General features: G+C 59.5%; 26 protein-coding genes and 1 pseudogene. 15 read left to right on the top strand and 12 right to left on the bottom strand.

The window, feature by feature from the left end; genetic code table 11:
• Positions 1-20: 20 nt before the first annotated feature.
• The 6 genes from PPRO_RS09675 to PPRO_RS09650 all read left to right on the top strand — a co-directional run bounded on the left by PPRO_RS09675 (position 21) and on the right by PPRO_RS09650 (position 3,779).
• Positions 21-359, top strand: a complete 339-nt coding sequence (locus PPRO_RS09675; RefSeq protein ID WP_011735825.1) for a NifB/NifX family molybdenum-iron cluster-binding protein — start codon at positions 21-23, stop codon at positions 357-359.
• A gap of 22 nt (positions 360-381) precedes the next feature.
• Positions 382-735: a C-GCAxxG-C-C family (seleno)protein gene (locus PPRO_RS09670; RefSeq protein ID WP_011735824.1), complete on the top strand. Its 354-nt coding sequence runs from the start codon at positions 382-384 to the stop codon at positions 733-735.
• Positions 736-809: 74 nt separating this feature from the next.
• A complete protein-coding gene (locus PPRO_RS09665; protein ID WP_041532240.1) occupies positions 810-1,571 on the top strand; it encodes a DUF364 domain-containing protein in 762 nt (253 codons plus the stop codon).
• A 38-nt stretch (positions 1,572-1,609) separates the two neighbouring features.
• A complete protein-coding gene (locus PPRO_RS09660; RefSeq protein ID WP_011735822.1) occupies positions 1,610-2,011 on the top strand; it encodes an iron-sulfur cluster assembly scaffold protein in 402 nt (133 codons plus the stop codon).
• A gap of 39 nt (positions 2,012-2,050) precedes the next feature.
• Positions 2,051-2,917, top strand: a complete 867-nt coding sequence (locus PPRO_RS09655) for an Mrp/NBP35 family ATP-binding protein (RefSeq protein ID WP_011735821.1) — start codon at positions 2,051-2,053, stop codon at positions 2,915-2,917.
• A gap of 25 nt (positions 2,918-2,942) precedes the next feature.
• The gene (locus PPRO_RS09650; RefSeq protein ID WP_011735820.1) at positions 2,943-3,779 is read left to right on the top strand and encodes an MBL fold metallo-hydrolase; all 837 of its coding nucleotides are present in this window, start codon (positions 2,943-2,945) and stop codon (positions 3,777-3,779) included.
• Between the two features lie 22 nt (positions 3,780-3,801).
• Here PPRO_RS09650 and PPRO_RS09645 read toward each other — a convergent pair whose 3' ends face one another.
• From PPRO_RS09645 to PPRO_RS09620, 6 genes are all read right to left on the bottom strand, one after another.
• Entirely contained in the window at positions 3,802-4,410 is a 609-nt protein-coding gene (locus PPRO_RS09645) for a class I SAM-dependent methyltransferase (RefSeq protein ID WP_011735819.1), read from the bottom strand.
• Between the two features lie 85 nt (positions 4,411-4,495).
• Positions 4,496-5,068, bottom strand: a complete 573-nt coding sequence (locus PPRO_RS09640; protein WP_011735818.1) for a flavodoxin family protein — start codon at positions 5,066-5,068, stop codon at positions 4,496-4,498.
• A gap of 18 nt (positions 5,069-5,086) precedes the next feature.
• Positions 5,087-6,361 carry a hypothetical protein gene (locus tag PPRO_RS09635; RefSeq protein WP_011735817.1) on the bottom strand — a complete coding sequence of 425 codons (1,275 nt, stop codon included), beginning with the start codon at positions 6,359-6,361 and terminating at the stop codon, positions 5,087-5,089.
• Positions 6,358-7,191, bottom strand: coding sequence for an outer membrane lipoprotein-sorting protein (locus PPRO_RS09630; RefSeq protein ID WP_011735816.1), 834 nt, complete (start codon positions 7,189-7,191; stop codon positions 6,358-6,360). The genes PPRO_RS09635 and PPRO_RS09630 overlap by 4 nt, the downstream gene beginning before the upstream one ends.
• A 101-nt stretch (positions 7,192-7,292) precedes the next feature.
• Positions 7,293-9,926, bottom strand: a complete 2,634-nt coding sequence (locus tag PPRO_RS09625) for an efflux RND transporter permease subunit (RefSeq protein ID WP_011735815.1) — start codon at positions 9,924-9,926, stop codon at positions 7,293-7,295.
• Between the two features lie 161 nt (positions 9,927-10,087).
• Positions 10,088-10,576, bottom strand: coding sequence for a MarR family winged helix-turn-helix transcriptional regulator (locus tag PPRO_RS09620; RefSeq protein WP_011735814.1), 489 nt, complete (start codon positions 10,574-10,576; stop codon positions 10,088-10,090).
• Positions 10,577-10,900: 324 nt separating this feature from the next.
• On the opposite strand from PPRO_RS09620, the pseudogene trsS reads away from it, so the two are divergent.
• The 5 genes and pseudogenes from trsS to PPRO_RS09600 form a co-directional block, all read left to right on the top strand.
• Positions 10,901-12,244: pseudogene (gene trsS, locus PPRO_RS21860) on the top strand (radical SAM (seleno)protein TrsS); the annotation flags it as partial.
• A 9-nt stretch (positions 12,245-12,253) separates the two neighbouring features.
• A complete protein-coding gene (locus PPRO_RS21855; protein ID WP_408633728.1) occupies positions 12,254-13,102 on the top strand; it encodes a DUF5714 domain-containing protein in 849 nt (282 codons plus the stop codon).
• 64 nt (positions 13,103-13,166) lie between these two features.
• Positions 13,167-13,580: a rhodanese-like domain-containing protein gene (locus tag PPRO_RS09610; protein WP_011735812.1), complete on the top strand. Its 414-nt coding sequence runs from the start codon at positions 13,167-13,169 to the stop codon at positions 13,578-13,580.
• A gap of 117 nt (positions 13,581-13,697) precedes the next feature.
• Positions 13,698-14,339: a class I SAM-dependent methyltransferase gene (locus PPRO_RS09605; RefSeq protein WP_011735811.1), complete on the top strand. Its 642-nt coding sequence runs from the start codon at positions 13,698-13,700 to the stop codon at positions 14,337-14,339.
• Positions 14,336-14,665, top strand: coding sequence for a CGGC domain-containing protein (locus PPRO_RS09600; protein WP_011735810.1), 330 nt, complete (start codon positions 14,336-14,338; stop codon positions 14,663-14,665). The genes PPRO_RS09605 and PPRO_RS09600 overlap by 4 nt, the downstream gene beginning before the upstream one ends.
• A gap of 163 nt (positions 14,666-14,828) precedes the next feature.
• Here the strand turns inward: PPRO_RS09600 and PPRO_RS09595 are convergent, their stop codons facing one another.
• The 3 genes from PPRO_RS09595 to PPRO_RS09585 form a co-directional block, all read right to left on the bottom strand.
• Positions 14,829-15,803 (bottom strand): arsenic resistance protein, encoded by a 975-nt coding sequence (locus tag PPRO_RS09595; RefSeq protein WP_011735809.1) that lies wholly within the window; start codon positions 15,801-15,803, stop codon positions 14,829-14,831.
• Positions 15,804-16,116: 313 nt separating this feature from the next.
• Positions 16,117-16,422, bottom strand: a complete 306-nt coding sequence (locus PPRO_RS09590) for a ferritin family protein (RefSeq protein ID WP_011735808.1) — start codon at positions 16,420-16,422, stop codon at positions 16,117-16,119.
• A gap of 100 nt (positions 16,423-16,522) precedes the next feature.
• Positions 16,523-17,986 (bottom strand): catalase, encoded by a 1,464-nt coding sequence (locus tag PPRO_RS09585; protein WP_157039979.1) that lies wholly within the window; start codon positions 17,984-17,986, stop codon positions 16,523-16,525.
• A 230-nt stretch (positions 17,987-18,216) separates the two neighbouring features.
• Between PPRO_RS09585 and PPRO_RS09580 the strand changes: the two genes are divergently transcribed.
• The 4 genes from PPRO_RS09580 (at position 18,217) to PPRO_RS09565 (ending at position 21,262) form a co-directional block, all read left to right on the top strand.
• Positions 18,217-18,540: an ArsR/SmtB family transcription factor gene (locus PPRO_RS09580; RefSeq protein ID WP_011735806.1), complete on the top strand. Its 324-nt coding sequence runs from the start codon at positions 18,217-18,219 to the stop codon at positions 18,538-18,540.
• 363 nt (positions 18,541-18,903) lie between these two features.
• Positions 18,904-19,623 carry a DUF5714 domain-containing protein gene (locus PPRO_RS09575; RefSeq protein ID WP_041532238.1) on the top strand — a complete coding sequence of 240 codons (720 nt, stop codon included), beginning with the start codon at positions 18,904-18,906 and terminating at the stop codon, positions 19,621-19,623.
• 143 nt (positions 19,624-19,766) lie between these two features.
• A complete protein-coding gene (locus tag PPRO_RS09570) occupies positions 19,767-20,654 on the top strand; it encodes an Mrp/NBP35 family ATP-binding protein (protein WP_011735804.1) in 888 nt (295 codons plus the stop codon).
• A 137-nt stretch (positions 20,655-20,791) separates the two neighbouring features.
• On the top strand, positions 20,792-21,262 hold the full coding sequence (locus tag PPRO_RS09565) for an iron-sulfur cluster assembly scaffold protein (protein WP_011735803.1): 471 nt from the start codon (positions 20,792-20,794) through the stop codon (positions 21,260-21,262).
• Between the two features lie 192 nt (positions 21,263-21,454).
• Here PPRO_RS09565 and leuD read toward each other — a convergent pair whose 3' ends face one another.
• The 3 genes from leuD to PPRO_RS09550 all read right to left on the bottom strand — a co-directional run bounded on the left by leuD (position 21,455) and on the right by PPRO_RS09550 (position 24,391).
• Positions 21,455-21,982, bottom strand: a complete 528-nt coding sequence (leuD, locus tag PPRO_RS09560; RefSeq protein WP_011734567.1) for a 3-isopropylmalate dehydratase small subunit — start codon at positions 21,980-21,982, stop codon at positions 21,455-21,457.
• Positions 21,983-22,109: 127 nt separating this feature from the next.
• Positions 22,110-23,393 carry a 3-isopropylmalate dehydratase large subunit gene (locus PPRO_RS09555; RefSeq protein ID WP_011734568.1) on the bottom strand — a complete coding sequence of 428 codons (1,284 nt, stop codon included), beginning with the start codon at positions 23,391-23,393 and terminating at the stop codon, positions 22,110-22,112.
• A 107-nt stretch (positions 23,394-23,500) separates the two neighbouring features.
• Positions 23,501-24,391: a LysR substrate-binding domain-containing protein gene (locus PPRO_RS09550; protein ID WP_011735802.1), complete on the bottom strand. Its 891-nt coding sequence runs from the start codon at positions 24,389-24,391 to the stop codon at positions 23,501-23,503.
• Positions 24,392-24,896: the final 505 nt, after the last annotated feature.

Here is a 24,896-nt window from a genome sequence, read left to right as displayed (position 1 = left end):
AAAAAAAGGAGCACTGTACGATGAAGATTGCAATTCCACTGGCTGGGGAAAAACTGACCATGCATTTCGGACATTGCGCGAGTTTCGCGCTGATTGACGTTAATCCCGAGGACAAGAGCATTACCGGACGAAACGACGTCACTCCTCCGCCCCACGAGCCGGGTGTGCTGCCGCGCTGGCTGGCGGAGCAGGGCGTGAGCATGATCATTGCCGGCGGCATGGGACGTCGCGCCCAGGAGCTGTTCGCGGAACGGGATATCCGGGTATTCGTGGGCGCACCATCTGACACCCCCGAGGCGTTGGTGGGTCAGTACCTTTCCGGAACCCTGCAGAGCGGCGTCAACGCCTGCGACCACTGATAGCGGAAGGAAAAGAACAGGAATGCCCACAAAAAAAGCACTATCTGCATATCGTTCCGGAAAACAGAATTGCGCACAAAGCCTGTATAGCGGTTTTCAGGAACTGCTCCAGCTTCCGGGCGAAATCATTGAATCCGCCCGGAAGCTGGGAGGTGGAAAGGCGGAGGAGGGGCGCTGCGGCGCCCTTCACGCGGCCCTGGATCTCTCGCAACGGGAAGAGACAAAGGAACAGTTGCGCTCCAGCTTCGAACGACGGGCCGGATCACAGCAGTGCCGAGAAATCAGGAATAGGAAACTGCTTAACTGCACGGAGTGCGTGGAACTCGCGGCGCAGGTTCTGTCCCGGAATGAACATTCCCATGACGAGGAAGAGTAGAGGCTGGGTTTGCTCGGCTTATGTGCTCTCGTGCCATCTGCTTTTGTGATTGCGTTACCTATCAGGAGGAACCCATGTTGACCATTCAGAGGAATCTGGTGGATGTTCTTGCTTCGCAAGCCGCGGACAGTATTGTCAGCGAAATTCGTATCGGGCTGGGATACACCGCCGTGGCACTGGAGAGCGGCCATGCCGGAGTGGCCTGGACTCCCAAGTCCGATTCCCATTCCTGTACCCATCTCAGCGGCGCCGGCTCACTCGCGGGCCGGCCTGCGTCGGTGCTGCTGACCATGCTCTGCCACCAGAAACTGCCCCTGGCGCGTGCGGTTGGCCTTGCCACCGCCAACGCGCTGCTCTCGTTGCCACCCCATGCCCCGGCATCCGACGATGAGGTGATAGGATCACTCGACATCGGGGCGGACGATCATGTGGCCATGGTGGGATATTTTGCGCCGGTGGTGGCGAAGATCCAGAAGAGCGGCTGCCGGTTGGACATAATCGAGATGAACCCCGGGCGGGGGGATACGCTCACTCCCGAACAGGGACGAAAGGCGCTGGCCGATTGCAGCGTTGCCATCATTACCGCCACCTCGCTGATCAACGGGACGCTGGACGAGCTAGTGGCCGGTCTGGGCTCCCCCCGTGCCGCGGTCATCCTGGGGCCATCCACGCCGCTCTGCCCCGAGGCGTTCCAGGGGACAAAGATTACCCATCTGGCGGGTGCACGGGTTCAGGATGTTGACGCGGTCCAGCGCATCATTTCCGAAGGGGGCGGCACGATGTTGATGAAACCGTATCTGGAGTTCGTCAACCTGCCGCTGTGCCTGGACGCCTGAATAAGCAGGTGAATATTTTACCATCAACGGAGGAGTAGATGAGTTTCGCGCATTACAGCCCCAAGGTATTCGATCATTTTCTGACCCCCCGCAACAACGGTGTTCTTGAGGACGCCAACGGCATAGGTGAAATCGGCGATCCGGAGTGCGGGGATCATCTGAAGGTGTACGTCAAAATAGAAGACGATATCGTCAAGGACATCAAGTTCCAGATCAAGGGGTGTCCGGCCGCCATCGCCTGCGCCAGCGCCATGACGGAACTGGTCATGGGCAAGCCGGTGGGGGAGGCCATGCTGGTTTCCGATGATCAGATCATCGAATATATCGACGGGTTGCCGGAGTTCAAGGTCCACTGTTCGGCCCTGGGAGCCTCGGGGTTCCGGGTGGCTGTCATGGATTACAGCATAAAATCGAAACTATTCGGAGCTACTGAAGGCTAAGTTGTTAAAAAATAAACCATGTACATCAGGAGGAGTACCGTGAGCAGTACGTGTCAGGGAAATTCATCGCACCAGGGAGCCTGCGGGCAGAGTACGGCTGAAATGCAGCGGATCAATGAACAGATGGAAATGCAGGAGACCCTGCGGAACATACGGCGTAAGATCGTCGTCCTGTCGGGCAAGGGGGGGGTGGGCAAGAGCTCCGTGGCCGCCAACCTGAGCGTGGCCCTTTCCCGCAAGGGACTGAAAACCGGCCTCCTGGACACCGACCTGCACGGCCCCAGCATTCCGACGCTTCTGGGATTGAAGGGAGGGGTCACGGGCCAGCAGGAGAATATGATGGAGCCTGCCTCCTTCAGCGATACGCTCAAGGTCATGTCCATCGGCCTGCTTTTGGAAGACCAGTCCCAGGCCATGGTCTGGAGAGGGCCTGCCAAGCACGGCGTCATCAAACAGCTGATCGGCTCGGTTGCCTGGGGGAAGCTGGATTATCTGGTGGTGGACTGCCCCCCGGGAACGGGTGATGAGCCGCTATCGGTCATCCAATTGCTGCAGGACGTTGACGGCGCGATCATCGTTACCACGCCCCAGGACCTGGCCCTGGTGGACGTGCGCAAGTCGGTCACCTTCTGCGGTCACCTGAAGCTGCCGGTGATCGGCGTTATCGAGAACATGAGCGGCTATGTCTGTCCCCACTGCGGAGAGAACGCTGATATCTTCAAGAGCGGCGGCGGCGAACGCCTGGCCGAAGAGATGGGCGTCCCCTTCCTGGGTCGCATTCCGCTGGATCCGGGCATGGTTTCGGGCGGGGACGCGGGACAACCCTGTATGGTGGCACCGGCGGATACGCCGGCCGGCCGTGCCATGCAGGAGGCGTTCGAAAAGGTAATCGCCTTCTCGGCATAGCAACCACAGGTAAGGGGAGGGGACCATGGCGATCTGCCTGACTATTCTCTGCGAGAATTCCGTTGCCAAGCCTTTCGGCCTGCTGGGAGAGCACGGCTTTGCCTGCTTTCTGGAAACGCCGCAGGGTAGTTATCTGTTCGATACCGGACAGGGGCGGACCCTGGTCCCCAATGCCCGCTATCTGGGAAAAGAACTGGGAAGCATCCGGGCGCTTCTGATCAGCCATGGCCATTACGACCACACCGGCGCTTTACCGCAGGTGTTGGAATGTTGTCAAGGCCTTGACGTCCTTGGACATCCCGACCTGTTCCTGTCCCGCTACTGGGAACTGGAGGGTAAACGACGCTTTCTCGGTATCCCCCATCGCCGGGAGTACCTGGAATCCCTGGGGGCGCGTTTCCGGCTGAGCCGGGAATTGACTGAGATCGGCCCGGGGGTCTGGCTGACCGGCGAGATTCCCCGGTGCAGCCCATGGGAGAAGGGTGACGCCAGCCAGGTTGCGGTTACCGAGACGGGCGAGATCCTGCGGCCCGATCCGGTGAATGACGACCTGTCCATGGTCGTGGAGACCCCCGCGGGGCTGGTGTTGGTTCTGGGCTGCGCCCATGCCGGACTGGTCAACATCATCGACTATGTCACGGAGACGTTTGCCGGAAAGCGGATCCATGCCGTGATCGGCGGAACCCATCTCGGCTTTGCCGGCGAGGAGCAGTTCGAGAAGACGCTGGGAGTTCTGGAACGTCTCGGGATAGAAAAGGTCGGCGTTTCCCACTGCACCGGCCTGTACGGATCGGCCCGCATCGCCGCCAGGCTGGGGGAGCGCTTCTTCTTCGCCGCCGTCGGAACGGTGCTGGAGTTCTGAAGTGAGTGCTCCCGAAGCAGTCTCAGAGCTGAAGCGCAACAAGACGCAGCAGATACAACCCCCCCAGATCCGTCTCCACCTCTCCGTGGAATGCCCCCCTGGGCAGCGCTTCCCGGATATCCCGAGCTGAAAGACGCATGCCGGGGGGAGGGCCGAAGGCTGTCTCCTCTTTCTTGCATTCGATGATCCCCAGACGCCCCCCGGGCCTCAGGACACGATGGACTTCGCCGAGAATGGCCCGCATGTGGCGGGCAACTTCGGGAATGTGCAGGACCGTGGCCAGGAGGCAGACATCGATGCTCTCTTCTCCCACGGGAAGGGGACGGCTGATATCGCATGCCATGGCCAGGACGTTGTCCATGTCTTGGTCAGCGGCCTCGGCAACCAGACGAGCAACCCTTTGCCTCGATTTTTCCAGGGCGAACACCGCTCCCGAACGTCCCACGATGCGGGACGCCGCCATGGCATAGTCCCCTGATCCGCACCCCAGGTCGAGGAAACGATCCCCCTCCCGGAGATCGAGCTGGTCGAACACGATTCCCGGATCCCGGATCCTGAGGATGCTCCTGCCTGCTCCCCACTGTTCCCGTACGTCATGTCCCTTTTCACAACGGCACGCAGCGCCGTTCATGGTCATTTCTCCTTTCTCGATCGGGTGAGATGAGGAGCGGATGCGTTTCCGTGAAAACGCATCCGCCCAGTCGGCACGGCTCGGATCAGACCGGTTCCCTGCCCGGGGGGCTCCACGCCTCCAGATGCGACAGGATACCCGCGACGCGGTTTCCGATATCCGCCAGATCATTGTCGTTGGGCCGGTTGCGGATGTCTCCCAGTCGGCCGCAACGGTTCATGGCCTCCTTTGCCGGATCGGAGAAGGCGCCGGGCACGTGCCAGTGGTCCAGCACGCTGAAGCCGAGGTGACCGAGGAACGAGTCCAGCCACATGGTCATGGGCCGCGCCTCCCGTTCCCCGATGTGCGGCCCGGCGAAGGTGCCGAAACAGACGCCGAATTTCCCCGGGATGAGCGGTGATGCCGGCTTGATCAGCCCTCCGCGGTTATACGCGGTCATCCGGTTTTTGACGAAATCCATTATGCGCCGGGTGGGAAGCCAGTCGATGACCGGCGAACCGATGAAAACCAGATCATAATCGAAAAAATTGAACTCCGTCTCGCCGTTGACTTTCACCACTGCACAGGGAAGGTCGTGGCGTTCCACCGTTTCCCGTATCGCCAGTGCCACTCTGCCGGTATTGCCCCCCAGGGAATCGAAGATAACAGCCGTGTTCATGGTTCCTCCTTTTGTCGGTCAGAAGCTGTAGCGAACAGCTCCGTAGATGCTGGTATTGTCCTTGAATTGTGAAAAAAAAGTCTCCGGTCTGCGGCCGAAGAAGATGTTGGCGCCGGCTTCCAGTGAAATCCTGTCCGTATGGTTGTAGCGGATGCCCGGCCGAAGATAGGCGTCCCGGTCGCTGGGAGAGCAGTAGCCGGACAGGGAGAGCTTCAGGTTCTGGTTCAACAGCAGCTTGGTCAACTGCACGGTCAGGACATGCCTGACGCGGTCCCGGTCGGCCGCTGCTCCTCCCAGTCTCCGGTAGCGTCCGAACCCCATGATCTGTTCCACGTAGTACTGCGCACTTGCGGTGAAATCCCTCCCGATTTCCCGGGCATAGCCTGCCAGGTATCTCAGCTCCGAGGGGGGGGAACGGCCGTTGCCCCGATCGACGGAGCGATACCAGGCAAACTCCAGGTTGGCGATACCCGGTCCGATCCCTCCCCGGACGCTGGCGCCGTAGACGTTCAGGCGGGGAAAGCCGGTAGTCCCCTCGCGTGTGCGCCCCAGGGGCGTTTTCCAGAACCCCTGGTAGCCGTAGGCCGCCAGTTCATATCCTCCCCAGTTCCCGTACAGGCGCAGTGCGATCTCGTCGTCTTTGAACCAGCCGTCCGGCGTATCGGCGGAGACGACCTCATCGCGGCCGGAACGACGCCCCAGGGAAGCGTTCCAGGAGGAGACGTATTCCCCGGTGATGAAACGGTCCGGGTCGAAGCGGGGGGTGTACACCAGGTCGATACTGACCGGATCGATGAACAGGCCGATCTTCACGGCATCGGAGGGCGCCTTGAGGTACTCGGCGTCGCGTCCGATGAAGAACGACCTCCAGTCCTTGGGGAAGAGGTCGTTGAGAAACACCAGTTCCCCCGTTCCCCAGGTCAGCACCTGTCTGCCGATCTTGATGTCCATGACCTCCAGGGGGCGGGAGAAGAGCCACAGTTCACGTCCGTCGTACCGCGCCTGTTCCGTAACGCCGTCACCCCAGGCATCTCCCTTGTATTTGAAGTCGCACCATGGGGTGGAAGCGCTCAGTTCGAGCTGTAGGCGGGCTTCCATGAGTGAGATCCCCTTTTCGTGGGGATCTCCGCCAAGGCGGCCGCCACCCCTCAGTTCGCCGTATCCGTGCAGCTCCGTCGTGATCAGATCCCCAAGCGCCCCCGGAAAGGCCCCGGCGGCGGGGGAGGGGGGCGAGATCAGGAAGAGCGCGACGGCTGCGCCGGGAATCGCGCCCATGAGACGGGTCAGGCTCATCGCAGCGCTTCTCGGGGCGGTTTTCTCAGGTAGCGCTCGCTGAACAGCTCCTCCTTGAGGCCGCCGTTGTAACCGATATGGGAAAAGACCATCTCGGTCCGGCTGCCCGTATCCAGGTTCCGGGCAACGCTGCGCGTGACCGTGGGATAGACCACCCGCCGTTCTCCCTGCCGGGCCTGGATCTCTTCCATGCGCAGTACCTCGATCACCCGGTAGAGCCGTTCAGGTTTCTTGTAGAACTCCAGTTTCACCGGCATGAGGCTCTTTTTGTCCAGGTATGCCAGATAGTAGGCAAACTCCACGCTACCGGGCTTTCTGGGGGTGTTCTTCAGCACATGGTGCCTGTCCGTGGTTCGCAGCAGCTCGTGCCTGTCTTCGGTGATGTTCCGGCCGGAAATGTCCTCGTAGAGGAAGTCGGAGCCGGCAAAACTGGTGCGCTTGTCGCTGGCCGCGATGCGCTTGACCAGGTCCAGGCCGGGCAGGTAGAGCCAGCGGTCATCTTCCCTCCCCGGCGCGGCATGCTTGTGAACCATGAAGACCATCCTGCGCACATCCGGCGGTTCGTTGAACAGCACGAAATAGCTCTGGTCTTGATCATTATCCCCCACATCCCGGCGCAGCATGGTGAATTCCCTCCTGCGCGTGCGCCCCTGGTTGTCAGTAATCAGCATGCTGACCCTGCCGCGGCCGTCCGTCCCCTGATACAGGGCCATGTGATTGCTTTTTCTCACCAGTTCGTCCACACCCAGGTTCGTTACCGGCTCCGCGGCCTGCCCGATTCCTCCCAGCAGCGCGGATGCCGCCACCACTAATCCCGCTCGCTTCATCATCGTCTTCTCCCTTTCCGGACGAGCTCCGCTTCGACTGCCTTTACGCGAAACCAAAGGATGCGTGGCAAGACCATGGAGCCGTCCCCTGTTGTTATGCTCGTTCATCCAGCGGCCGTGCCGAAAAACCGCTTCTCTGCCACGGTCAGGAGCGCGGGCAGGAAGAGCAGCGTCACCAGGCCGGAGGTAGAGAGGATACCGAAGAGCAGTACCGCGGTGATCTTGTAGGGCACCAGATGCGCCACCATCAGCGGCAGGAAGCCCAGCGCCACCACCAGCACGTTCCTGGAGATCGCCAGGGCAGGTTCTCCGAACACCAGGGGAACCGTCGCCTTCCAGGAGCCTGTCTCCCGGTACAGACGCCGGCTCCTCTCCAGGAAGTGAATCGCGAAATCAACCGCTATGCCCAGCGTGATGGCGCTCATGACCGCCACCGGCATGTCGTAATCCTTGCCCACGATTCCGGTGATCCCGTAGATGGCGGCGATGGTGATGGAGAGCGGCAGCATGCAGGCGGTTGCCCAGAGCAGCGACCGGAAGAGAACAGCCATCATGACGAACACGATGATGAACGACCCCACGAACGAACCCAGCATCTGGCGGAACATGATCTCTTGGAAGACGAGGTTGACGTAATGAAGCCCGGCCCAGCGGTGCGAGAGTCCCAGCGGGGGGGGATTAGCCTTGAGGTAGGTGTCCACGGCCCGGACCGCCTTGTCGGTCTGGGTGCTGTCTCCCTGCTTGAACTGCATCCGGATCGCGGCGCTGCCGTAATCGGGCGTCACCAGATGCCAGAGGTCGTCGGGACGGTGGCTCTGCTGATACTGAAGGTAGCATTCTGATACCCCACGGAAGCTGTCGGGGACCCGGAAGTGTTCCGCTCTGCCGTCGATCAGTTCCTGGTTGACCTTGCTGACCACATCGGCGGCTGACGTGGTTTTACCCACGATGCCCGCGTGTACCAGATGGGCCTGGAGTCCGGCCATGTAGCGCAGCACTTCAGGGCGCTTGAACGGTTTCAGGCGTTCCTTTTCTCCTTCGAAAAAGCTCTTCAGCTCCCGCGAAACATACGCTTTGTCCTTGGCGCTGCCTTGAAAACGCTCATCAAGAAACTTCACGGCTTCGTCCAGAAGCTCCTGCCGGCTGTCGGACCGCCGGGCGAAGAGCGGCAGACGCCGGCGCAGTTCCGCGACGAGTGTCTGTTTCGTGCCACTGGAATCCTCGATCCCTCCGGCTGCCTCCACAAGAGCCTGGTCCAACTCCGCGACGTCCCGGGATGTCGGTTTGGCCCCCCTGGTTTCCTCCAGCACCAGATAGGCGGTGTAGGTTCCCCCGAAGTGCCGGTTAAGGGCCTGGTCGGCCGTGCGGATCGGATGGCCGGTGCTGAAACGTTTGGCGTAGTTGTCATTGATAGTGATGCGCGAAATGCCCCAGGTGGCCACAACGATCAGCAGCGCCAGCACGCCCAGTACCGGTTTGGCGCGCCTGCATGCGAACCCGCCCAGCCACTGCAGAAAAACGCCCAGCCTGGTGTGCCGTTCCGCTGCGGCTGTCGTGTCCCTGCCGAATCCTTCCAGCACCCGTTCGGGAAGCATCATCACGTAGGCCGGAACCAGCAGTACCGTCGTTGCCCAGGCGATCATCACCCCCAGAGCCACGAACACGCCGAATACCCGGGCCGGCGGGATATCGGTGGTGACGAAGGAGAGAAACCCGGCGGCGGTTGTCAGCGACGTGGAGGTGATCGGCGCGAACAGCGCGCCCATCACCTCCCTGATGGTCTGCGCGCGCCCTTTTTCCTGTGTGTAGCATTCGAAGAAATCCGAGAGGATATGGACCGAATCGCAGATGGCGATGGGCATCAGAAAGATGGGCAGCATGGAGCTTAAGATGTGCACCGGATACCCGCAGGCGATCATCAGCCCCAGGGCGGAAACCACCGCCACCGTGGCAACGATCATGGGGAGGATGATCAGCGTCAGACGACGGAAAAAGAGGAGCAGCAGACCGAAGATGACCAGCATGGTCAGGGGGGCTGCCACCGTCATCTGGTTGAACATCTCCACGCCGACGGCGCTCTCCGCCACCGGAAGCCCGGCGATGTGGTACTGGTCGTCCCCTCCCAACTGACCGATTTTCTTGTTCAGTTCTTCATAGACGCGGTAACTGAGCAGCTTGTCCGTCAAGGGGAGGTACAGGCAGAGGGCTTTTCCGTCCCAGGAGACCATCTGGTCCTTAAGCAGCGGGTTGGAGAGCGCCTTGTCGCGAATCGCCCGCGCCTCTTCCCTGGTTTCCGGCGGAGCGGCCATGAGCCACTCAAAACGCAGTGTACCCGGTCCATCCTGGGTCATATGGTCCACCAGCGAGGGGGCGATCATGTCCGTTTCGATGACCCCCGACGTATGTCCGGGGTTCTTGGTGTCCTCCCAGCGCAGCGTCCTGGCGAACTCGGTCAGTTCGTAGACCCGCCTGAGAGTTTCCGGGTTGAACACTCCGTCCGGATCGCGTTCGTTGACAACCCCCAGCACGATGGTCTCGCTCAGGTTGAAGCGCTTCTTGCTCTGGTTGTGAAAGACCCGTACCGGCTCATCTTTTTCAAGCATGTTTTCCGGATCCGTATCGATGGTGATCATCGGAAAAAAAGCGCCGGTAACGATGGTGAACAGGACAATGGCAACGGCTACCAGCTTGTAGCGTCTGATGGAAACATCAATTATCGTGTCTTTCAGTTTCAACATGCGTGCGTCCTTTTGTTAAGTAGCTTAACATTTCGTGGTTAAAAAATGCGCCCTGTCCCGGGGATGGCGCTGTGGATGTTTTGTGTTGAGGCGTTCCCCCTCTCCCGTGGGAAAGAGGGAAAACGGTCTGCCTGCATGTACCCTGTCAGAACCGGAACAGTCTATCTCTCCGCGGGGAAAAAATGGACGGTTTTCGCTGGGATAGAGGAGGAGAGACGGTTGTCCATGGCCGTCCCGACGACTTCCAGCATGACCGAAAGCGTCGCGATCTGTGACAGGGAGAAGGAGTTCATGCGGTCTATGAGCTCTTCCAGTTCCGTGCCGTGCAGCCGTTCGTGGGCCTGGAATACGAGCCTGCCCCGTTCCGTGAGCGACAGCAGGAACTCCTTGTTGCTGTGAAAAGCCTGGCGTTTTTCCACGAATCCTTTCTTCACCAGCCTGGAAACCATCTGGGAAGCGGCGCTTTTGGTGATGCCGAAGCGGTTCGCCAGGGCGGTAATGTTCATCCCGTCCGTTTCTCCGATGCCCTGGATGACATGCGCCTCACGGGTAGTGACCTCTTCATGTTCATCGAAACGGAGCGGCTGCTCCTCGATGCGCGCATACTGGTGGGCGATGCGTATGATTCCGCGAATGGCGGCTCTGATCATCTCGTTTTTCGTTTCCATTGTTATTTGGTACATTAGCTTAACTATTGTGTCAAGGATTTTCGACGGGGAGCCGGGTTCGACCCGTCCGCGCGGCGCCGCCGGGTACCGGGCCGCATCTCGCCCCTGGTCGATGGCTGTCTCCGGTTGAGCCGAAGCGTTACGGAAAGACGGCTCGTTGTCCCGGTTGATCGCGAATGCCCGGCAGCGTCCGGTGCCCGTCACTGGACGGGGAAAGGTATTATCTTCTTGATTCGCTCTATAACCGGTTATATGTTGGGTTGAATAATCGCTCAAGAAACGCTTCCAGAGGAGAACCGCGACGTCATGAATAACGGCAACGAAATGGCTACGCAGCTCCGGGCAAGTCTCTGTCCCCACTGCCTGAAACGGATCCCGGCGGAACGGGTCCGCGAGGGTGACAATATCTATCTGGTGAAAACCTGCCCGGAACATGGCGAATTCACGACCCTTATCTGGCGTGGAACACCATCGCTCGAAGGGTGGGGTCGCGCCAAGGCGGCCGTCCACACCACGGTTCCCCATGCGGGGGAAGGGCGGGGGTGCCCCTTCGACTGCGGTATCTGCTCCGAACACCGCCAGCAGTCCTGCACGGTGCTCATCGAAGTCACCGGCCGCTGCAACCTGCGCTGCCCCTTCTGTTTCGCGGATAGCGGCGATGATTCCGGGCCCGATCCTTCCCCGGCCGATCTCGCCTGGAGATTCCTGAATGCGCTGCGAAAGAGCGGACCTCATAATATCGTCCAGATTTCCGGCGGTGAACCGACGGTGCGCGACGACCTGCCGGAGATCATCAGCCTGGGTCGTACGATTGGGTTCCCCTTCATCCAGCTCAACACCAACGGCGTGCGTCTGGCGGCTGAGCCCGGGTATGCCGTCAAGTTGAAGGAAGCCGGGCTGTTCTCCGTCTTTCTCCAGTTCGATGGCACCCAGGACCGGATCTATCGGACCATCCGCGGCAGGGCTCTGCTGGAGGAAAAGATGAGGGCCATACAGCAGTGCTCCAGCGCCGGCCTGGGGATCGTGCTGGTCCCCACCATCGTGAAGGGGGTGAACGACGGTGATATCGGCGCGATTCTGCGGCTGGCGCTGGAACTGGCTCCGGCGGTGCGGGGGGTGCACTTCCAGCCTGCTGCCTATTTCGGACGCCACCTCACTCCGCCTCCGGCGGAAGAGCGTCTGACTCTGCCCGACCTGATGCGTGCCATCCAGCAGCAGACCGACGGCCTGATCCGGGCCGACCACTTCATACCCCCCGGTTGCGAGCACCCGCTCTGCTCGTTCCATGGCAACTTCCTGCGTCAGGAGGACGGCTCCCTGAAACCGCTCAGCAGGCAGGCCGTGGACTGCTCGCGGGGTGATCAACAGGAAAACTGGGGCACCGGCAAGGCCGTGTCCTACGTGGTCAACCAGTGGGCCGCGCCGAAACCGGCATCCTGCTGCCCAGCCAGGGACAGCCTGGACGCCTTCCTGGAGAACCACCGCTCCAACACCTTCGCCATCTCGGCCATGGCCTTCCAGGACGTGTGGAGCCTGGACCTGGAGCGGGTCCAGGAGTGCTGTATCCATGTGGCCGCGCCGGACGGACGCATGATCCCCTTCTGTCTGTACAACCTGACGTCCAGCGACGGAACGCCGCTGTATCGGGATACCTGCGACATGAGCCCCGAGATGAGTTTTTCCTGTCCGCCGCCATCTCCCCGGATCGGAATGGATGGTTGCTGCTCCCCCCTCTTGGAGGGAGATTGCTGCGCCCCGGAATCGGCAGCCGCGGATGAGACATGCGCATGCGCGCCGGTTGATGTCGGCCACAGGAGCGGCTGCCCGGTGTGCGGCAAAAAGATCCTGGATATCTCCCCCCCGAAAACGCTTTCGTGCCGGTATTGCGGCAAAACCGCGCTCGTGGAACATTGCTGCGAGGAAGGGCATTTCGTCTGCGACCAGTGCCGTATCCAGGCCGTCGGGGAACTCATCACCGCCTCCTGCCTGACCAGCTCTCACCGGGATACGCTTGCCATCCTGCACGACATCCGTTCCAACCCGCACTTTCCGACCCATGGCCCGCACCATCACCCCATGGTGCCCGGCATCCTTCTGGCTGCCTACCGGAACAACGGCGGAGATATCTCCGATGAACGGATCATGGCCGGTATCGCCCGCGGCGCCCAGATACCGGGGGCATTCTGTTCCTTTTTCGGTGTTGACGGCGCCGCGATTGGCGTGGGCATCGCCTTCTCGGTACTCCTGGGCGCCACCCCCTTTGAGGGGACGAAACGCAATCTGGTGCAGAAGATCGTTATCCGGGTCGCATCGAAGATAGCCGAGCATGCCGCCGCGCGTTGCTGCCAGCGCGAAGTCTGGATCGCGCTGAACGAGGCGGAGGAGATTTCGAGAGAGCTGCTGCCGGTTCCCCTACCGGCCCGGTATCCGCTGCGGTGCGATCAGTTCGGGACAACGGATCATTGTTCCGGCATGGCCTGCCCCCTGCGCCGGACGATGCCGGTCTGAACAGGAGATGCCATTGAACCGGTGAGGGCTGCTGTTTCCAGGTTAAAAGCTGCGGAGAATACGCATGAGGAGGGAAGCAATCGTGGATGAACTACTGAGAAAGCATGCGCTTGATTATTTGGGCTCCGGAAACTACATTGTCGATCCGGACATATTCCTCGACCAGGAAGATGTAGTGTTCCTGGATGTGCGAACCAGGGAGGAATCTGAATCAATCGCGATCCAACTGAAACATCACTCCAATGTGTCCAGCATGAATATTCCGGTGCATGAACTGCCTGAGCGTATCGATGAGCTACCAATAGACAAGGCAATCGGAATCTTCTGTCCGGCCAACGTCAGATCGACTCTTGCGTATGTCTACCTGTTTTCAAAGGGATATACGGATGTCAGGATAATCGTCGGCGGGTATATTGCATTGACCGAGGCGCTGAAGCCCGGAAAGATTCTGAATGCTGTTCGGCGCTCTGCCGGGTAGCAGGTGATGTTTCATAAAATAACCGCCTACTGCTGAAGGTGTTCTGGGCACAGCCTGAAAGGAGAACACACCGATGCAAACAGAGGTGAAGCACGCTTTGATCGCAGGGAAAAAACCATGAATAACGCATCTACATTCAACAGACATACAACCGAATACGATGCCTGGTTCGAGAGACATAACGACCTTTATCAGGCGGAACTGGGCGCCCTGCAGACTCTCGTGCCTGCCAATGGCCAAGGTGTGGAGATTGGCGTTGGCACCGGACGTTTTGCGCTGCCCCTCGGCATCTCCATTGGCGTTGAACCCTCGCCGGTCATGGCTGAAGTGGCTCGTAATCGTGGCGTGGAGGTGCAAGAGGGGGTTGCCGAGGCCCTGCCGTTCGATGACAACAGTTTTGATTTTGCGCTGATGGTAACGGTGGTCTGCTTCCTTGACGATGTTGCCAGGGCCTTTCGCGAGGCGTGGCGCATCCTTAAACTTGGCGGGGTTCTCGTTATCGGTTTCATTGACCGCGGAAGCGAGTTGGGCCGCATCTATGAACAGAAAAAAGGACAAAGCACCTTCTATCGCGACGCCACATTTTATTCGGTGAGCGAGCTGGTGGAGGTACTGCGTGAAACCGGCTTTACTGACTTCTCATTCCGGCAGACCCTGTTACCGGGCGAGCCAACCGATGCAACCATTCTCGAAGGCTTTGGCGATGGGGGATTCGTTGTTATCAGGGCACGGAGATGTGAAAAGGAGGAAAGGGAATGAAGGTAGGCATCATTCGTTGTCAACTTACCGAAGATATGTGTCCCGGCAGCACGGATTTCAAGATTGCCAGTGAAGGAACGCGGGCATTTGAGGAGACCGGCCCGGTTGAGATTATCGGTTTTCTCTCCTGTGGCGGGTGTTCCGGTAAAAAATCCGTTACCCGAGCCAAGATGATGGTTGACCGTGGGGCGGAGGCCATTGTCTTTGCCTCCTGCATGAAAAATGGCAACCCCATCGGTTTTCCCTGTCCGCATTTCGCTGCTATCAAGGAGGCGGTCGAAAAAAAACTTGGTCCGGGTATCAGGATTGCCGACTGGACCCACTGAACGCCGCAACGCCCGTTCGCCCTGAACTCGTCGAAGGGTGAACGGGCGTTAGCCGTAGATCAGCGCTCATGGGGACGGCTTTGTGTGACGGCACGCTACCGCCTGACGCGAACCGCGCGAAAAGAGAGACGGTACGGGGTGCCGGCCCTGATACCGCGCCGTCTCAGGCCGTTGCCGCGCGCTTGCCGAAGATGCGGTCGGTAAACTTGACGTACCAGGCCGCCGCCTGCACCTGGACGATATAGGCCAGGGCGATGATGATGGCGATTTCCGCTCCCTTTTCCCTGAAAACCGTAATGGCGATGGCAAGGGCGATGGACAGGTTGCGCATGACGGTGCCGTACACCAGGGCGATGGCTTCGGGGCGGGGGAAGAACAGCTTGCCCACCAGGGTGCTCAACAGGAAATTCACCAGATAGAGCAGGGCGAGCGGCCCGAGGTAGGAAAGGAGCATGGCGGGATTGCCCATAATGCTCCCTGATTTCAACGCCATGGCGACAAAGACGATCCCCAGTACGCCCAGAGTGGAAAAGAGGGGAAATTTCTTCTGCAGGTCGCGCTGGTAGGCTTCCCGGCCGTAACGTTTGATCAGCATCCGTTTTGTGGCATACCCGAGCAGCATGGGAACGAAAACGATGAACAGTATCTGCCGGAAGACTTCGGCCAGCGGTATTTCAATCGCCGCTCCCATGAGCCAGAGGGCATAGAAGGGGGTGGCGATGGAGCCGGCAACCAGGCCGATGACGGTCATCTTGATGGCCGCGTTGATATCACCGCCGGCGAAACCGGTCCAGGTGATGGTCATGCCGCTGGTGGGGAGCAGGGCCGCCAGCAGCAGGCCGAGCATGATCAGAGGCTGGTCCGCGAAGAACCACCGGCCGATGAAAAAAGCCACGAAGGGAATAACCCCGAAATTGATCAGCATGGTCGCCAACTGGCAGCGAATCCCCTCGGTTGAAAAGACCTTTTCCAGTTGCAGGTTGACCATCATGGGATAGACCATGAGGAATGTCAGCGGCACGATGGTCGACTTCAGGGGGGAAGCGTTCCACAGCGAACCGTACGCAAGCCCCGCCACCATGGCCGCGGGTATCGTCCATATCAGGTTTTTCTGAAGAAAAGTCAGTAACTTCCACATAATGCCTCCCTGTTGGTTGTGATGATTCTGAAAATAATAAATCATATGAATATATGAATATTATATGTATTGAGGTTTTTCAACTGTTTTTTTGTTCGGGTGTGTGTCGATGGGACCGCGGACCGGTGTTGCGCCGGTCCGCGGTAAGGTGGCGTATCCAATCGGGAGGTGGTGAATAGGGCTGTTTGATCCGTCCGTTGAAGACGGGGCGCTCGTGAACGGCTCTTTCCTGGTGGAGCGATGCCTGGAAAACCCTGGTGACTGTCACGACATCGTTAAGGCATGGCGTTGTTCTTCGCGGTTCTCCGGAATGTCAGCCCTTCATCTTCCCGATTTCTTCCTCCACTTCTTCAGCCCCCTCGTCATAGAATTTCCGTTCGTCCGGGGCGAGTTCGTGAAGCAGCCGGAGGAACTCACCGGCATGGACCCGTTCCTCATCCGCAATATCCCTGAGCACCTCGATGGCGAGTCTGTTGTCCGTTGACTCGGCAAGCTGCATGTACATCTGGATCGCCTCGTACTCCGCCGCCACCATGAAGCGTATGGCGCGAATCAACTCCTCGTTGGTAAGTTTCCGGTCATGGGCCAGCCCTGAAAAGGGCGCTCCGAATTCTGGCATGGGATTCTCCTTTGTCATTGATTTACCGGGAAGCATGGTATGAACGACAACGGACGCTCTCCGAGAAGCGTCCGTTGTCGTGACATATGACCGTATTCCATCAGGATGTCGGCACCTCGGACATGGGGATGCCCAGGGCGTTGGCCACCCCCTTGCCATAGTCAGGGTCGGCCTTGTAGCAGTTGGCGATATGGCGGATCTTGATCTCCCGCGGCGCGTCTCCCATGCCGCGTCCGGTATTTTCGAAGAGCAGCTTCTGCTTCTCCGCTCCGATCAGGCGGAAAAGCAGGCCGGGCTGGGTGTAGTAATCGTCATCATCCTTGCGGAAGTCCCAGTTGTCCGCCGCCCCCGACAGCTCAAGTGGGGGCTCGGTGTACTCCGGCTGCTGCTGCCACTCGCCGTAGCTATTGGGCTCGTACCCCAGGGTGCTGCCGTAGTTGCCGTCCACCCGCATGGAACCGTCGCGGTGGAAGCTGTGGTAGGGGCAGCGGGGGGCGTTGACCGGGATCTGGTGGTGGTTGACCCCCAGGCGGTAGCGCTGTGCATCGCCGTAGGAGAAGAGCCTGCCCTGGAGCATCTTGTCCGGTGAGAAGCCGATGCCGGGCACCACGTTGGCCGGGTTGAAGGCGGCCTGCTCCACGTCGGCGAAGTAGTTCTCCGGGTTTTTGTTCAGTTCCATCACCCCCACCTCGATCAGCGGGTAGTCTTTTTTAAGCCAGACCTTGGTCAGGTCGAAGGGGTGGAATTTGTAGGTGGCGGCATCCTTTTCCGGCATGATTTGCACAAACATGGTCCAGCGGGGAAAATCCCCCTTTTCGATGCTCTCGTACAGGTCGCGCTGGTGGCTCTCCCGGCACTTGCCAACCAGAGCCTCGGCCTCCTCGTCGCTTAGGTTCTTGATCCCCTGCTGGGTGCGCAGGTGGAACTTGACCCAGTAACGTTCGTTCTTGGCGTTGATGAAGCTGAAGGTGTGGCTGCCGAAGCCGTGCATATGGCGGTAGCTGGCCGGGATGCCCCGGTCGCTCATGACGATGGTAACCTGGTGCAGCGCCTCGGGAAGTGAGGTCCAGAAGTCCCAGTTGTTCTTTGCGCTGCGCATATTGGTGCGCGGATCCCTTTTCACGGCGTGGTTCAGGTCGGGGAACTTGAGCGGATCGCGCAGGAAGAAGACCGGCGTGTTGTTCCCCACCAGGTCCCAGTTCCCCTCCTCGGTGTAAAATTTTGTTGCAAAACCACGGATATCCCGCTCGGCATCGGCCGCGCCCCGCTCACCGGCCACGGTGGAAAAACGGGTGAACAACTCGGTCTTCTTGCCGATTGCAGAGAAGATACTGGCTTTGGTGTACTGGGTGATGTCGTGGGTGACGGTGAAGGTGCCGAAGGCGCCGGAGCCCTTGGCGTGCATGCGCCGCTCCGGGATTACCTCGCGGTCGAAGTGGGCCAGTTTCTCCAGGTACCACACATCCTGCAGCAGCACAGGTCCGCGCGGTCCGGCCGTCATGGTGTTCTGGTTGTCGACAACAGGGGCGCCATTCCTGGTGGTGAGTTTTGTATCCTTGCTCATCATGCTTCTCCTTTTCATGGGATGGTGGCGGTGCGCTACTACCACGTGTTCAGGCTTACGGCTAAGCGTAGCGTATGAGAATCAATGCGCAATCTCACCAGCGCCATCACGCTTGGTAAGTTGCCGGGTGTGTGGATAAAAAATACTGTAATTACAATGTCTTCTTGACAGGCGGTTTTGTTGAACATATTTTTATTTATTTGAAAATTAATTCAATAAATGGGGGGCGTATGGAATTTGAAGAGGTGTATTCCACTGATTTCTGTTCCCGGAGGCTCAAGGCGATAGCCGACCCGACACGCTGGGCCGTTGTCGCCCAGTTGATCCATGGGCCAAGGACGGTGGGAGAGCTGAATGGCGTCCTGGGTATGGAATCTACCCTGCTATCCCATCACCTGAAGATCCTCCGCGACGAGGGGCTCGTTGAATGCCTGCGGGAGGGGAAAAACGTGCGTTACTTTTTATCTGCCGATGTCGAGCTGACGCCGTCCGGCCGCGGAATCAACCTGGGCTGCTGCGTGCTGCAGTTGAGCGAACCTGTTGCGGAGAAATAAACGTATTTTGCCGCTGTGAGCGCCGAACGCCTGAACTCTTCTGATGTCCCCCCTCCACCTCATCACCATTCAGGAAAGAAAAGGACGCGGATCTATCACGAGAATCGCCTGGTCCTGAGGGGCGCTGTTGTTTGATCCGGTTTTGGTGATTGGAACTATCCACGTGTTCGCTCCAGTCACTGATCCATTGCTCTGCGGACAGGATGCTCTTCTGGAATCGGCTCTCGTTGTTGCGGATGCTGAGTAATGGGCTTGAAATCCAACGAAAAAAACCGTACAACCATACCCCGGCCCGGTTCGACCGCTGTCCACCCAGGGCAGCGGTCGAACCGGGAGCACAGTGGAAGGAACGCAATCATCGCCATGGAATACCGATCCGGCTGCCTCGTCTGCGGAAATGAACTATACTATTCCGTCGTACCTACCAGGGAAACCTGTTTTTACTGCGGCGCGACGGCCGAGACGAACATGCGCTGCGCGAAAGGGCATTTCATCTGCGACTTCTGCCATAACGGCAGCGCCAACGATCTGATCGAACGCTTCTGTTGCAGCACCGACTCGACCGCTCCCCTGTCGCTGGCCCTGACCCTGATGGGTAGCCCGCTGGTGAAGATGCATGGGCCGGAACACCACTTTCTTGTCCCTGCCGTCCTGCTGGCATGCTTTTACAACCAGACTGCTGCCGGCGGGGACTTGGCGACCGAAAAGATCCACCAGGCACGCGGGCGGTCGGATGATGTGAAGGGGGGCTTCTGCGGGTTCTGCGGCGCCTGTGGGGCTGGCATCGGCACCGGTATCTTCATCAGCCTGATTACCGAGGCTACCCCGCTCTCTGACCGGGAGCGCAGGCTCTCCAATATGCTCACGGCCGAATCGTTGCGGGTGATCGCCGAAAAGGGGGGAGCGCGTTGTTGCAAACGGGAATCATTCTGGGCCATCATGACCGCCGTTCAGTTCGTGCGGCGGGAGTTCGGGATCGATCTCCCCGAGGAGCCGCTGCCGGTCTGCTCCTTCAGCGCCCTGAACAAAGAGTGTCTGGCTGAGAGATGCGCGTTCTTCGACGGCCAGGGCACGGCGGCCTGAGTTTGCGTTCTTGACCTCGATCCGATAGTTGAAAATCGCCTGTTTCCGGCCGGGTGCACTCGTGCCGTAATCGTTCGACTGCCGGTTACAGGTTTTGATCCACACACAACTACCATTAAAATTACACACCAGGAGGAAGTGCCGTGAGTACTACGACGTGTCAGGGTAATTCATCGCAACAGGCGGGCTGCGGACAGCCGGACAAAATGGCCGAAATGCAGCGCATCAAGGAACAGCTGGAAATGCAGGAAACCCTGTATAACATACGGCACAAGATAGTGGTGCTGTCGGGCAAGGGTGGGGTGGGCAAGAGCTCCGTGGCCGCCAACCTGAGCGTGTCCCTTTCCCGGGCCGGGCTCAGGACCGGCCTTTTGGACACCGACCTGCACGGTCCCAGCATTCCGACCCTTCTGGGCCTCAATGCACGGATCCCGGTCACGGATGAGAAGCGGATTGAACCGGCCTCTTTCAGCGACACGCTCAAGGTCATGTCCGTCGGACTGCTCCTGGACGACCAGTCCGAGGCGCTGGTGTGGCGCGGGCCGGCCAAGCATGGCGTGATCAAGGAACTGCTCGGCTCGGTCACCTGGGGTGAGCTGGACTATCTGATTGTCGACTGTCCTCCGGGAACAGGCGATGAGCCGCTATCGATCATCCAGTTGCTGCAGAACGTTGATGGCGCGATCATCGTCACCACGCCCCAGGACCTGGCCGTGGTTGATGTGCGCAAGTCGGTCACCTTCTGCCGCCACCTGAATCTGCCGGTGATCGGTGTCGTCGAGAACATGAGCGGCTACGCCTGCCCCCACTGCGGAAAGAGCGTGGACATCTTCAAGAGCGGCGGTGGCGAGAAGATGGCCGCCGAAATGGGAATCCCTTTCTTGGGACGCATCCCCCTTGACCCCGCCATGGTCTCTGCCGGCGACGAGGGCAAGCCCTGCGTCGGCCAGACAGGGGACAGCCCGGCCGCCGTTGCCATGGAAGAGATCTTCACCAAAGTGCGCGCATTTGCAGCTGAAAACGCGAAATAGACGTTGTCCTCGCTTCTGCTGGTGGGCATAACTCCACCCGCAGAAGCCGGGCCCCAATGTAAGACTGACCCGGGACGGCGCCCTGAACGCCGGCCGGTATCTGATAACGAAAAACAGCTTAAGGAGAGCAGCTAGAGATGGGAGAAGAGACGTTTCTTGACCATGCGCGCAATCCGCGCAACGTCGGTCTGCTGGAAGATGCCAATGTGGTGATCCAGGCCGGAGATCCGGAGTGCAGCGACAAGCTGATCTTCTTCGTCAGAATCGAGGAGGATCTGGTGCGGAATATCAAATTCCTGATCGAGGGATGCGAGACGACCGTCGCCACCTCGTCGGCGCTTACCGGACTGGTGATGGGGCAGTCGCTGGATGTGGTACTCGCTCTTGATACCGAGGACATCGCCGCCGTGCTGGACGGTCTGCCCGTGGAAAAAATGCACTGCCCGACCATGGCCATATCAGCCCTGCATGCCGCCGTGCGCCTCTACCGGGCAACGCCGCGGGGTGAGGCGTCGTCCGCCGATGAGGTGGTGGACACCTTTCGGGTCGTGAGCCAGATACTCAACCAACCGCTGTCCCAAGTCTATTCGTCGGAGTATGACCTGTAGGATTGATGTTCCTGGTCCACCGGTAAGGTAGTGTCGGGGTGCGCGGGTGACGGGAGCCTATCACATCTCTTTCTCTGCTCCCTGTTAGTTTTCATTCCCAGGACAGGGGACCGGTTCGAGCAGAGCACCAGACGCACAAAAGCCCCGCCCAAGGCGGGGCTTTTGTGCGTCTGGTCATGATCCGGTCATGAATCAGTAGTTCCTGTCCGCATAATCAACCCAGCCGCCGGCCATGACCAGCGCCTTGTCGAAGGGAGAGAGTTGGAAAACGAACTCCTCGGTCTTTCCGCCTGCGTCCAGGGCCAGGCTCTGGGCCTCGATGTCGATGCAGATCCGGGCATCGTCGTTGCCAGCCAGGGAGAACAGCCGCTCCAGGTCGGCCTGGGGCAATTCGATGGCCAGCATGCCGCAGTTGAACATGTTCTGGCGGAAGATGCGGGCGAAGGACTGGGCGATCACGGTGTTGATGCCGTTCACCTCGAACACCCAGGGGGCATGCTCGCGGGAGGAGCCGCAGCCGAAGTTGGCCCGGGAGACGATCACCCGTGCCTGTTTCAGCGTCTCCCCCTTGGGGTCGAAGCCGGCCAGCTTCAGGTCCTCCAGGATGTAGGGCTTGAGCGCTTCCTTGGTTATCTCGGTCAGATATTTGGCCGGGATGATCTCGTCGGTGTTGATGTCGGAACGGTCGAGAAAGAGGGCAGGGCCTCCAAAGGTTTTCATAGGTTCACTCCTTGGCGGATGAATTGTGGCGTAGGGGCACCCCCGTGTGGGTGCCCTGCTGTATTTGTTAGCAGGGGGAGGGGGCAAGGGCGGCCACATGGGACCGCCCCTACGGGATGGTCACCGATTACAGGTACTTTCTCGGGTCGGCGATGACCCCTTCGATGGCGCTGGCTGCAGCGGTGGCCGGCGACATCAGGTGCACCATGCCTCCCTTGCCCATCCTGCCCATGAAGTTGCGGTTGGTGGTGGCGGCGCAGACCTCCCCTTCGGCCAAGACACCGTTGGACATGCCCAGGCAGGCGCCACAGGTGGGGTTGGTGATGCAGAAACCGGCCTCCATGAAGATCTCCATCAGCCCTTCCTTCAGCGCCTCCTGGTACACCTTGGGGGTTGCCGGGGAGAGGATGCCGCGTACATGGGGGGCGAGCTTTTTCCCCTTCAGGATGCCTGCGGCGATGCGCAGGTCCTCCAGCCGGCCGTTGGTACAGGAGCCCAGGTAGATCTGGTCCACTTTTGTTCCGGCCAGCTCGGTCACCGGCTTGACCTGGTCAGGCTTGTAGCCGAAGGTGACCGTCGGCTCCAGGTTGGTGACGTCGATGTCGATCACTTGCTCGTACGAGGCGTCCGGGTCGGAGCACCATTTACCGTACTCGGCCAGGGCGGCTTCCTTGCTCTCGAACTCGTCGCTTATGAAGGGCCACAGGTAGTCAACGGTGGTCATGTCCGGCATGCAGATGCCGGAGGTGCCGCCAGCCTCGATGGCCATGTTGCACAGGGCCATGCGGGAATCCATGGTCATGGCGGCGATGGTGTCGCCGTGGAACTCCATCACCCGGTCGGTGGCGCCGTTGACGCCGATTCTGCCTATGATGTGCAGGATCACGTCCTTGGCATAGACCCCTGTGGGTAGCTGGCCAATGACGTTGAAGCGGATGGTCTTTGGCTGGCGGAAGGCGCAGACCCCCTTCAGGATGCCCACCTCCAGGTCGGTGGTGCCGATGCCGGCGGCAAAGGCGCCGAAGGCGCCGTGGGTGCAGGTGTGGGAGTCTCCCATGATCACGGTGTAGCCGGGGCGGATGAACCCTTTCTCCGGGAACAGGGCGTGGCAGACGCCGTTTGCGCCTATGTCAAAGAAGTCCGGGATGTCGTGGCGCCGGGCCCAGTCGCGCAGGATCTTTGCCTGGGTGGCAGTTTTACTGTCCTTGCTGGGGGTGACGTGGTCGATGACCGCCTTGATCTTGGTGCTGTCGAAGACCCGGTCCTTGTTACGGCGCACCAGGTCGTCGATGGCGATGGGGGTGGTGATCTCATGGCAGAGCACGACGTCCAGGCGCAGGACCTTTGTGCCGGGAAAGGGCTCGTCAACCAGGTGACTCTCGAATATCTTCTCCGCGATGGTCTTGGGCATGGCTGTACCTCTTTGGATGTGGGATGCAGTCAACCATACGCGAAAGCAATGGCCAGGGGAAGCGGCGATTGGCGAGGCTGCCATCGCGTATGGAGAGGGCAGATAGGCTAGGGCGATGCGTTCCGCAGGTGACGCAGCAGCAGTTGCGCGGCAATGGGCAGGGAATCAAAGCAGCGCACGCACAGCTTGAGTTCTCGTTTGGCCCAGGGTTCGTCGAGGATGAGCGAACGGAGACGGAGCCCCTTGAAGTACGGTTTTGCCGCCCCCTCGGGAACGATGCCGATACCCAGACCTGCCTCGACCATCAGGCAGAGTGCGTCGAAGCCATTGACCTGGATGCGCAACCTGGGGGTCCTGTTCAGCTCGTTGGCTGCCCTGAGTATGCGGCTGTGCAGGGAGCTCCCGGCCGAGAGGCCCACATAGTCGAAATCCAGGGTTTCGGCGAAGGAGATCCTCTTTCTGTCGTCCAGAGGGTGCTGCCGGGGAGTGACCACGATCAACTGATCGTGGTGGTAGGGATAGTACTCAAGGTTGGGGCGATAGGAGCCCATGGTGATGATGCCCAGGTCGGCGACATTGGTGATCACCGCCTTCATACTGTTTTCGCTGACATTCTCCTCAAGGTGAATCTGGATGTCTGGATGCAGTTCGGAGAAGGATTTTAGCTCCGTGGGGAGGAACTGGTTGATGGAGGAAATGTTGGCACTCAGGCGAACGTGTCCACGAACACCGCTGGAGTATTCGTTCAACTGCAGCTGGATATTGTTCAGGTCGTGCAGTAGGCCGCGCGACAGATGTAGCAGGGTGATACCGGCATCCGTGGGAATGACCCCCCGGTTGGTGCGTCTGATGAGCGGTGTGTTGAAGCGCTGCTCCAATTCCTTGATGCGTTTGCTCACCGCCGATGGCGCGATATGCTCACGCTCCGCAGCGGCGGCAATGGCGCCTTCCTCTACAATGGCAACGAACAATGCAAGGGAAAGTGGGTCGATGGTCATGGCCTGAATCTCGCTATCTGTTTAGTTTTACAAATACCTGTCTGGCTGGGCGTTGTGTCCGGGCGAAAACAGTCGCCCCCTGCCCACCGGTATCCGGATACCTGCTGCGCTCTCCGGCTGGTCATTGATGCTGAAACTTTTCTGACACCTGTGTCCATTGTTGATGTCTTATGGCACGATTTCTGCTGGCTTGGCAAACAGGTGCGCTCACGGCGGTGCGGGCATTCCTGTCGGAGGATCGCTTCCGTAGTAGCATGGATCGATGGAAAATGAAAATATACTCGTGAAACAAGGCCTTGTTTCTGTTTGTTTTCCCATTAAATGCGCACAAATGGCAGCTGCTTTCTGAAGGGCGAGTGATATTCCGTTATCCCTGTTTGATTCGTGACAGCATGCGGGCTGTCGGGAAGGGTGATTTGATGCGTGATGAAGGCTGTTTTGGGGGATGTGACAGGTAATAATAATACCTTGTTTTGAATGATGATTTTTTTGGTTGTTTGTAGTT

It is taken from the genome of Pelobacter propionicus DSM 2379 (assembly GCF_000015045.1).
Classification (GTDB): Bacteria; Desulfobacterota; Desulfuromonadia; order Geobacterales; family Pseudopelobacteraceae; genus Pseudopelobacter; species Pseudopelobacter propionicus.
Note: the sequence above shows the minus strand (reverse complement) of the source record. Positions and strands in the feature narration are given on the sequence as shown.

What these genes read in the sequence shown, in the direction of transcription:
- PPRO_RS09580 (WP_011735806.1), top strand. Translation starts at nt 18,217, where the DNA reads ATGGAATTTGAAGAGGTGTATTCCACTGATTTCTGTTCCCGGAGGCTC.
- PPRO_RS09585 (WP_157039979.1), bottom strand. Translation starts at nt 17,986, where the DNA reads ATGAGCAAGGATACAAAACTCACCACCAGGAATGGCGCCCCTGTTGTC.
- PPRO_RS09635 (WP_011735817.1), bottom strand. Translation starts at nt 6,361, where the DNA reads ATGAGCCTGACCCGTCTCATGGGCGCGATTCCCGGCGCAGCCGTCGCG.
- PPRO_RS09645 (WP_011735819.1), bottom strand. Translation starts at nt 4,410, where the DNA reads ATGAACGGCGCTGCGTGCCGTTGTGAAAAGGGACATGACGTACGGGAA.
- PPRO_RS09670 (WP_011735824.1), top strand. Translation starts at nt 382, where the DNA reads ATGCCCACAAAAAAAGCACTATCTGCATATCGTTCCGGAAAACAGAAT.
- PPRO_RS09555 (WP_011734568.1), bottom strand. Translation starts at nt 23,393, where the DNA reads ATGCCCAAGACCATCGCGGAGAAGATATTCGAGAGTCACCTGGTTGAC.
- PPRO_RS09665 (WP_041532240.1), top strand. Translation starts at nt 810, where the DNA reads ATGTTGACCATTCAGAGGAATCTGGTGGATGTTCTTGCTTCGCAAGCC.
- PPRO_RS09660 (WP_011735822.1), top strand. Translation starts at nt 1,610, where the DNA reads ATGAGTTTCGCGCATTACAGCCCCAAGGTATTCGATCATTTTCTGACC.
- PPRO_RS09630 (WP_011735816.1), bottom strand. Translation starts at nt 7,191, where the DNA reads ATGATGAAGCGAGCGGGATTAGTGGTGGCGGCATCCGCGCTGCTGGGA.
- leuD (WP_011734567.1), bottom strand. Translation starts at nt 21,982, where the DNA reads ATGAAAACCTTTGGAGGCCCTGCCCTCTTTCTCGACCGTTCCGACATC.
- PPRO_RS09590 (WP_011735808.1), bottom strand. Translation starts at nt 16,422, where the DNA reads ATGCCAGAATTCGGAGCGCCCTTTTCAGGGCTGGCCCATGACCGGAAA.
- PPRO_RS09565 (WP_011735803.1), top strand. Translation starts at nt 20,792, where the DNA reads ATGGGAGAAGAGACGTTTCTTGACCATGCGCGCAATCCGCGCAACGTC.
- PPRO_RS09605 (WP_011735811.1), top strand. Translation starts at nt 13,698, where the DNA reads ATGAATAACGCATCTACATTCAACAGACATACAACCGAATACGATGCC.
- PPRO_RS09650 (WP_011735820.1), top strand. Translation starts at nt 2,943, where the DNA reads ATGGCGATCTGCCTGACTATTCTCTGCGAGAATTCCGTTGCCAAGCCT.
- PPRO_RS21855 (WP_408633728.1), top strand. Translation starts at nt 12,254, where the DNA reads ATGAGCCCCGAGATGAGTTTTTCCTGTCCGCCGCCATCTCCCCGGATC.
- PPRO_RS09675 (WP_011735825.1), top strand. Translation starts at nt 21, where the DNA reads ATGAAGATTGCAATTCCACTGGCTGGGGAAAAACTGACCATGCATTTC.
- PPRO_RS09640 (WP_011735818.1), bottom strand. Translation starts at nt 5,068, where the DNA reads ATGAACACGGCTGTTATCTTCGATTCCCTGGGGGGCAATACCGGCAGA.
- PPRO_RS09625 (WP_011735815.1), bottom strand. Translation starts at nt 9,926, where the DNA reads ATGTTGAAACTGAAAGACACGATAATTGATGTTTCCATCAGACGCTAC.
- PPRO_RS09610 (WP_011735812.1), top strand. Translation starts at nt 13,167, where the DNA reads ATGAGGAGGGAAGCAATCGTGGATGAACTACTGAGAAAGCATGCGCTT.
- PPRO_RS09550 (WP_011735802.1), bottom strand. Translation starts at nt 24,391, where the DNA reads ATGACCATCGACCCACTTTCCCTTGCATTGTTCGTTGCCATTGTAGAG.
- PPRO_RS09620 (WP_011735814.1), bottom strand. Translation starts at nt 10,576, where the DNA reads ATGATCAGAGCCGCCATTCGCGGAATCATACGCATCGCCCACCAGTAT.
- PPRO_RS09595 (WP_011735809.1), bottom strand. Translation starts at nt 15,803, where the DNA reads ATGTGGAAGTTACTGACTTTTCTTCAGAAAAACCTGATATGGACGATA.
- PPRO_RS09575 (WP_041532238.1), top strand. Translation starts at nt 18,904, where the DNA reads ATGGAATACCGATCCGGCTGCCTCGTCTGCGGAAATGAACTATACTAT.
- PPRO_RS09600 (WP_011735810.1), top strand. Translation starts at nt 14,336, where the DNA reads ATGAAGGTAGGCATCATTCGTTGTCAACTTACCGAAGATATGTGTCCC.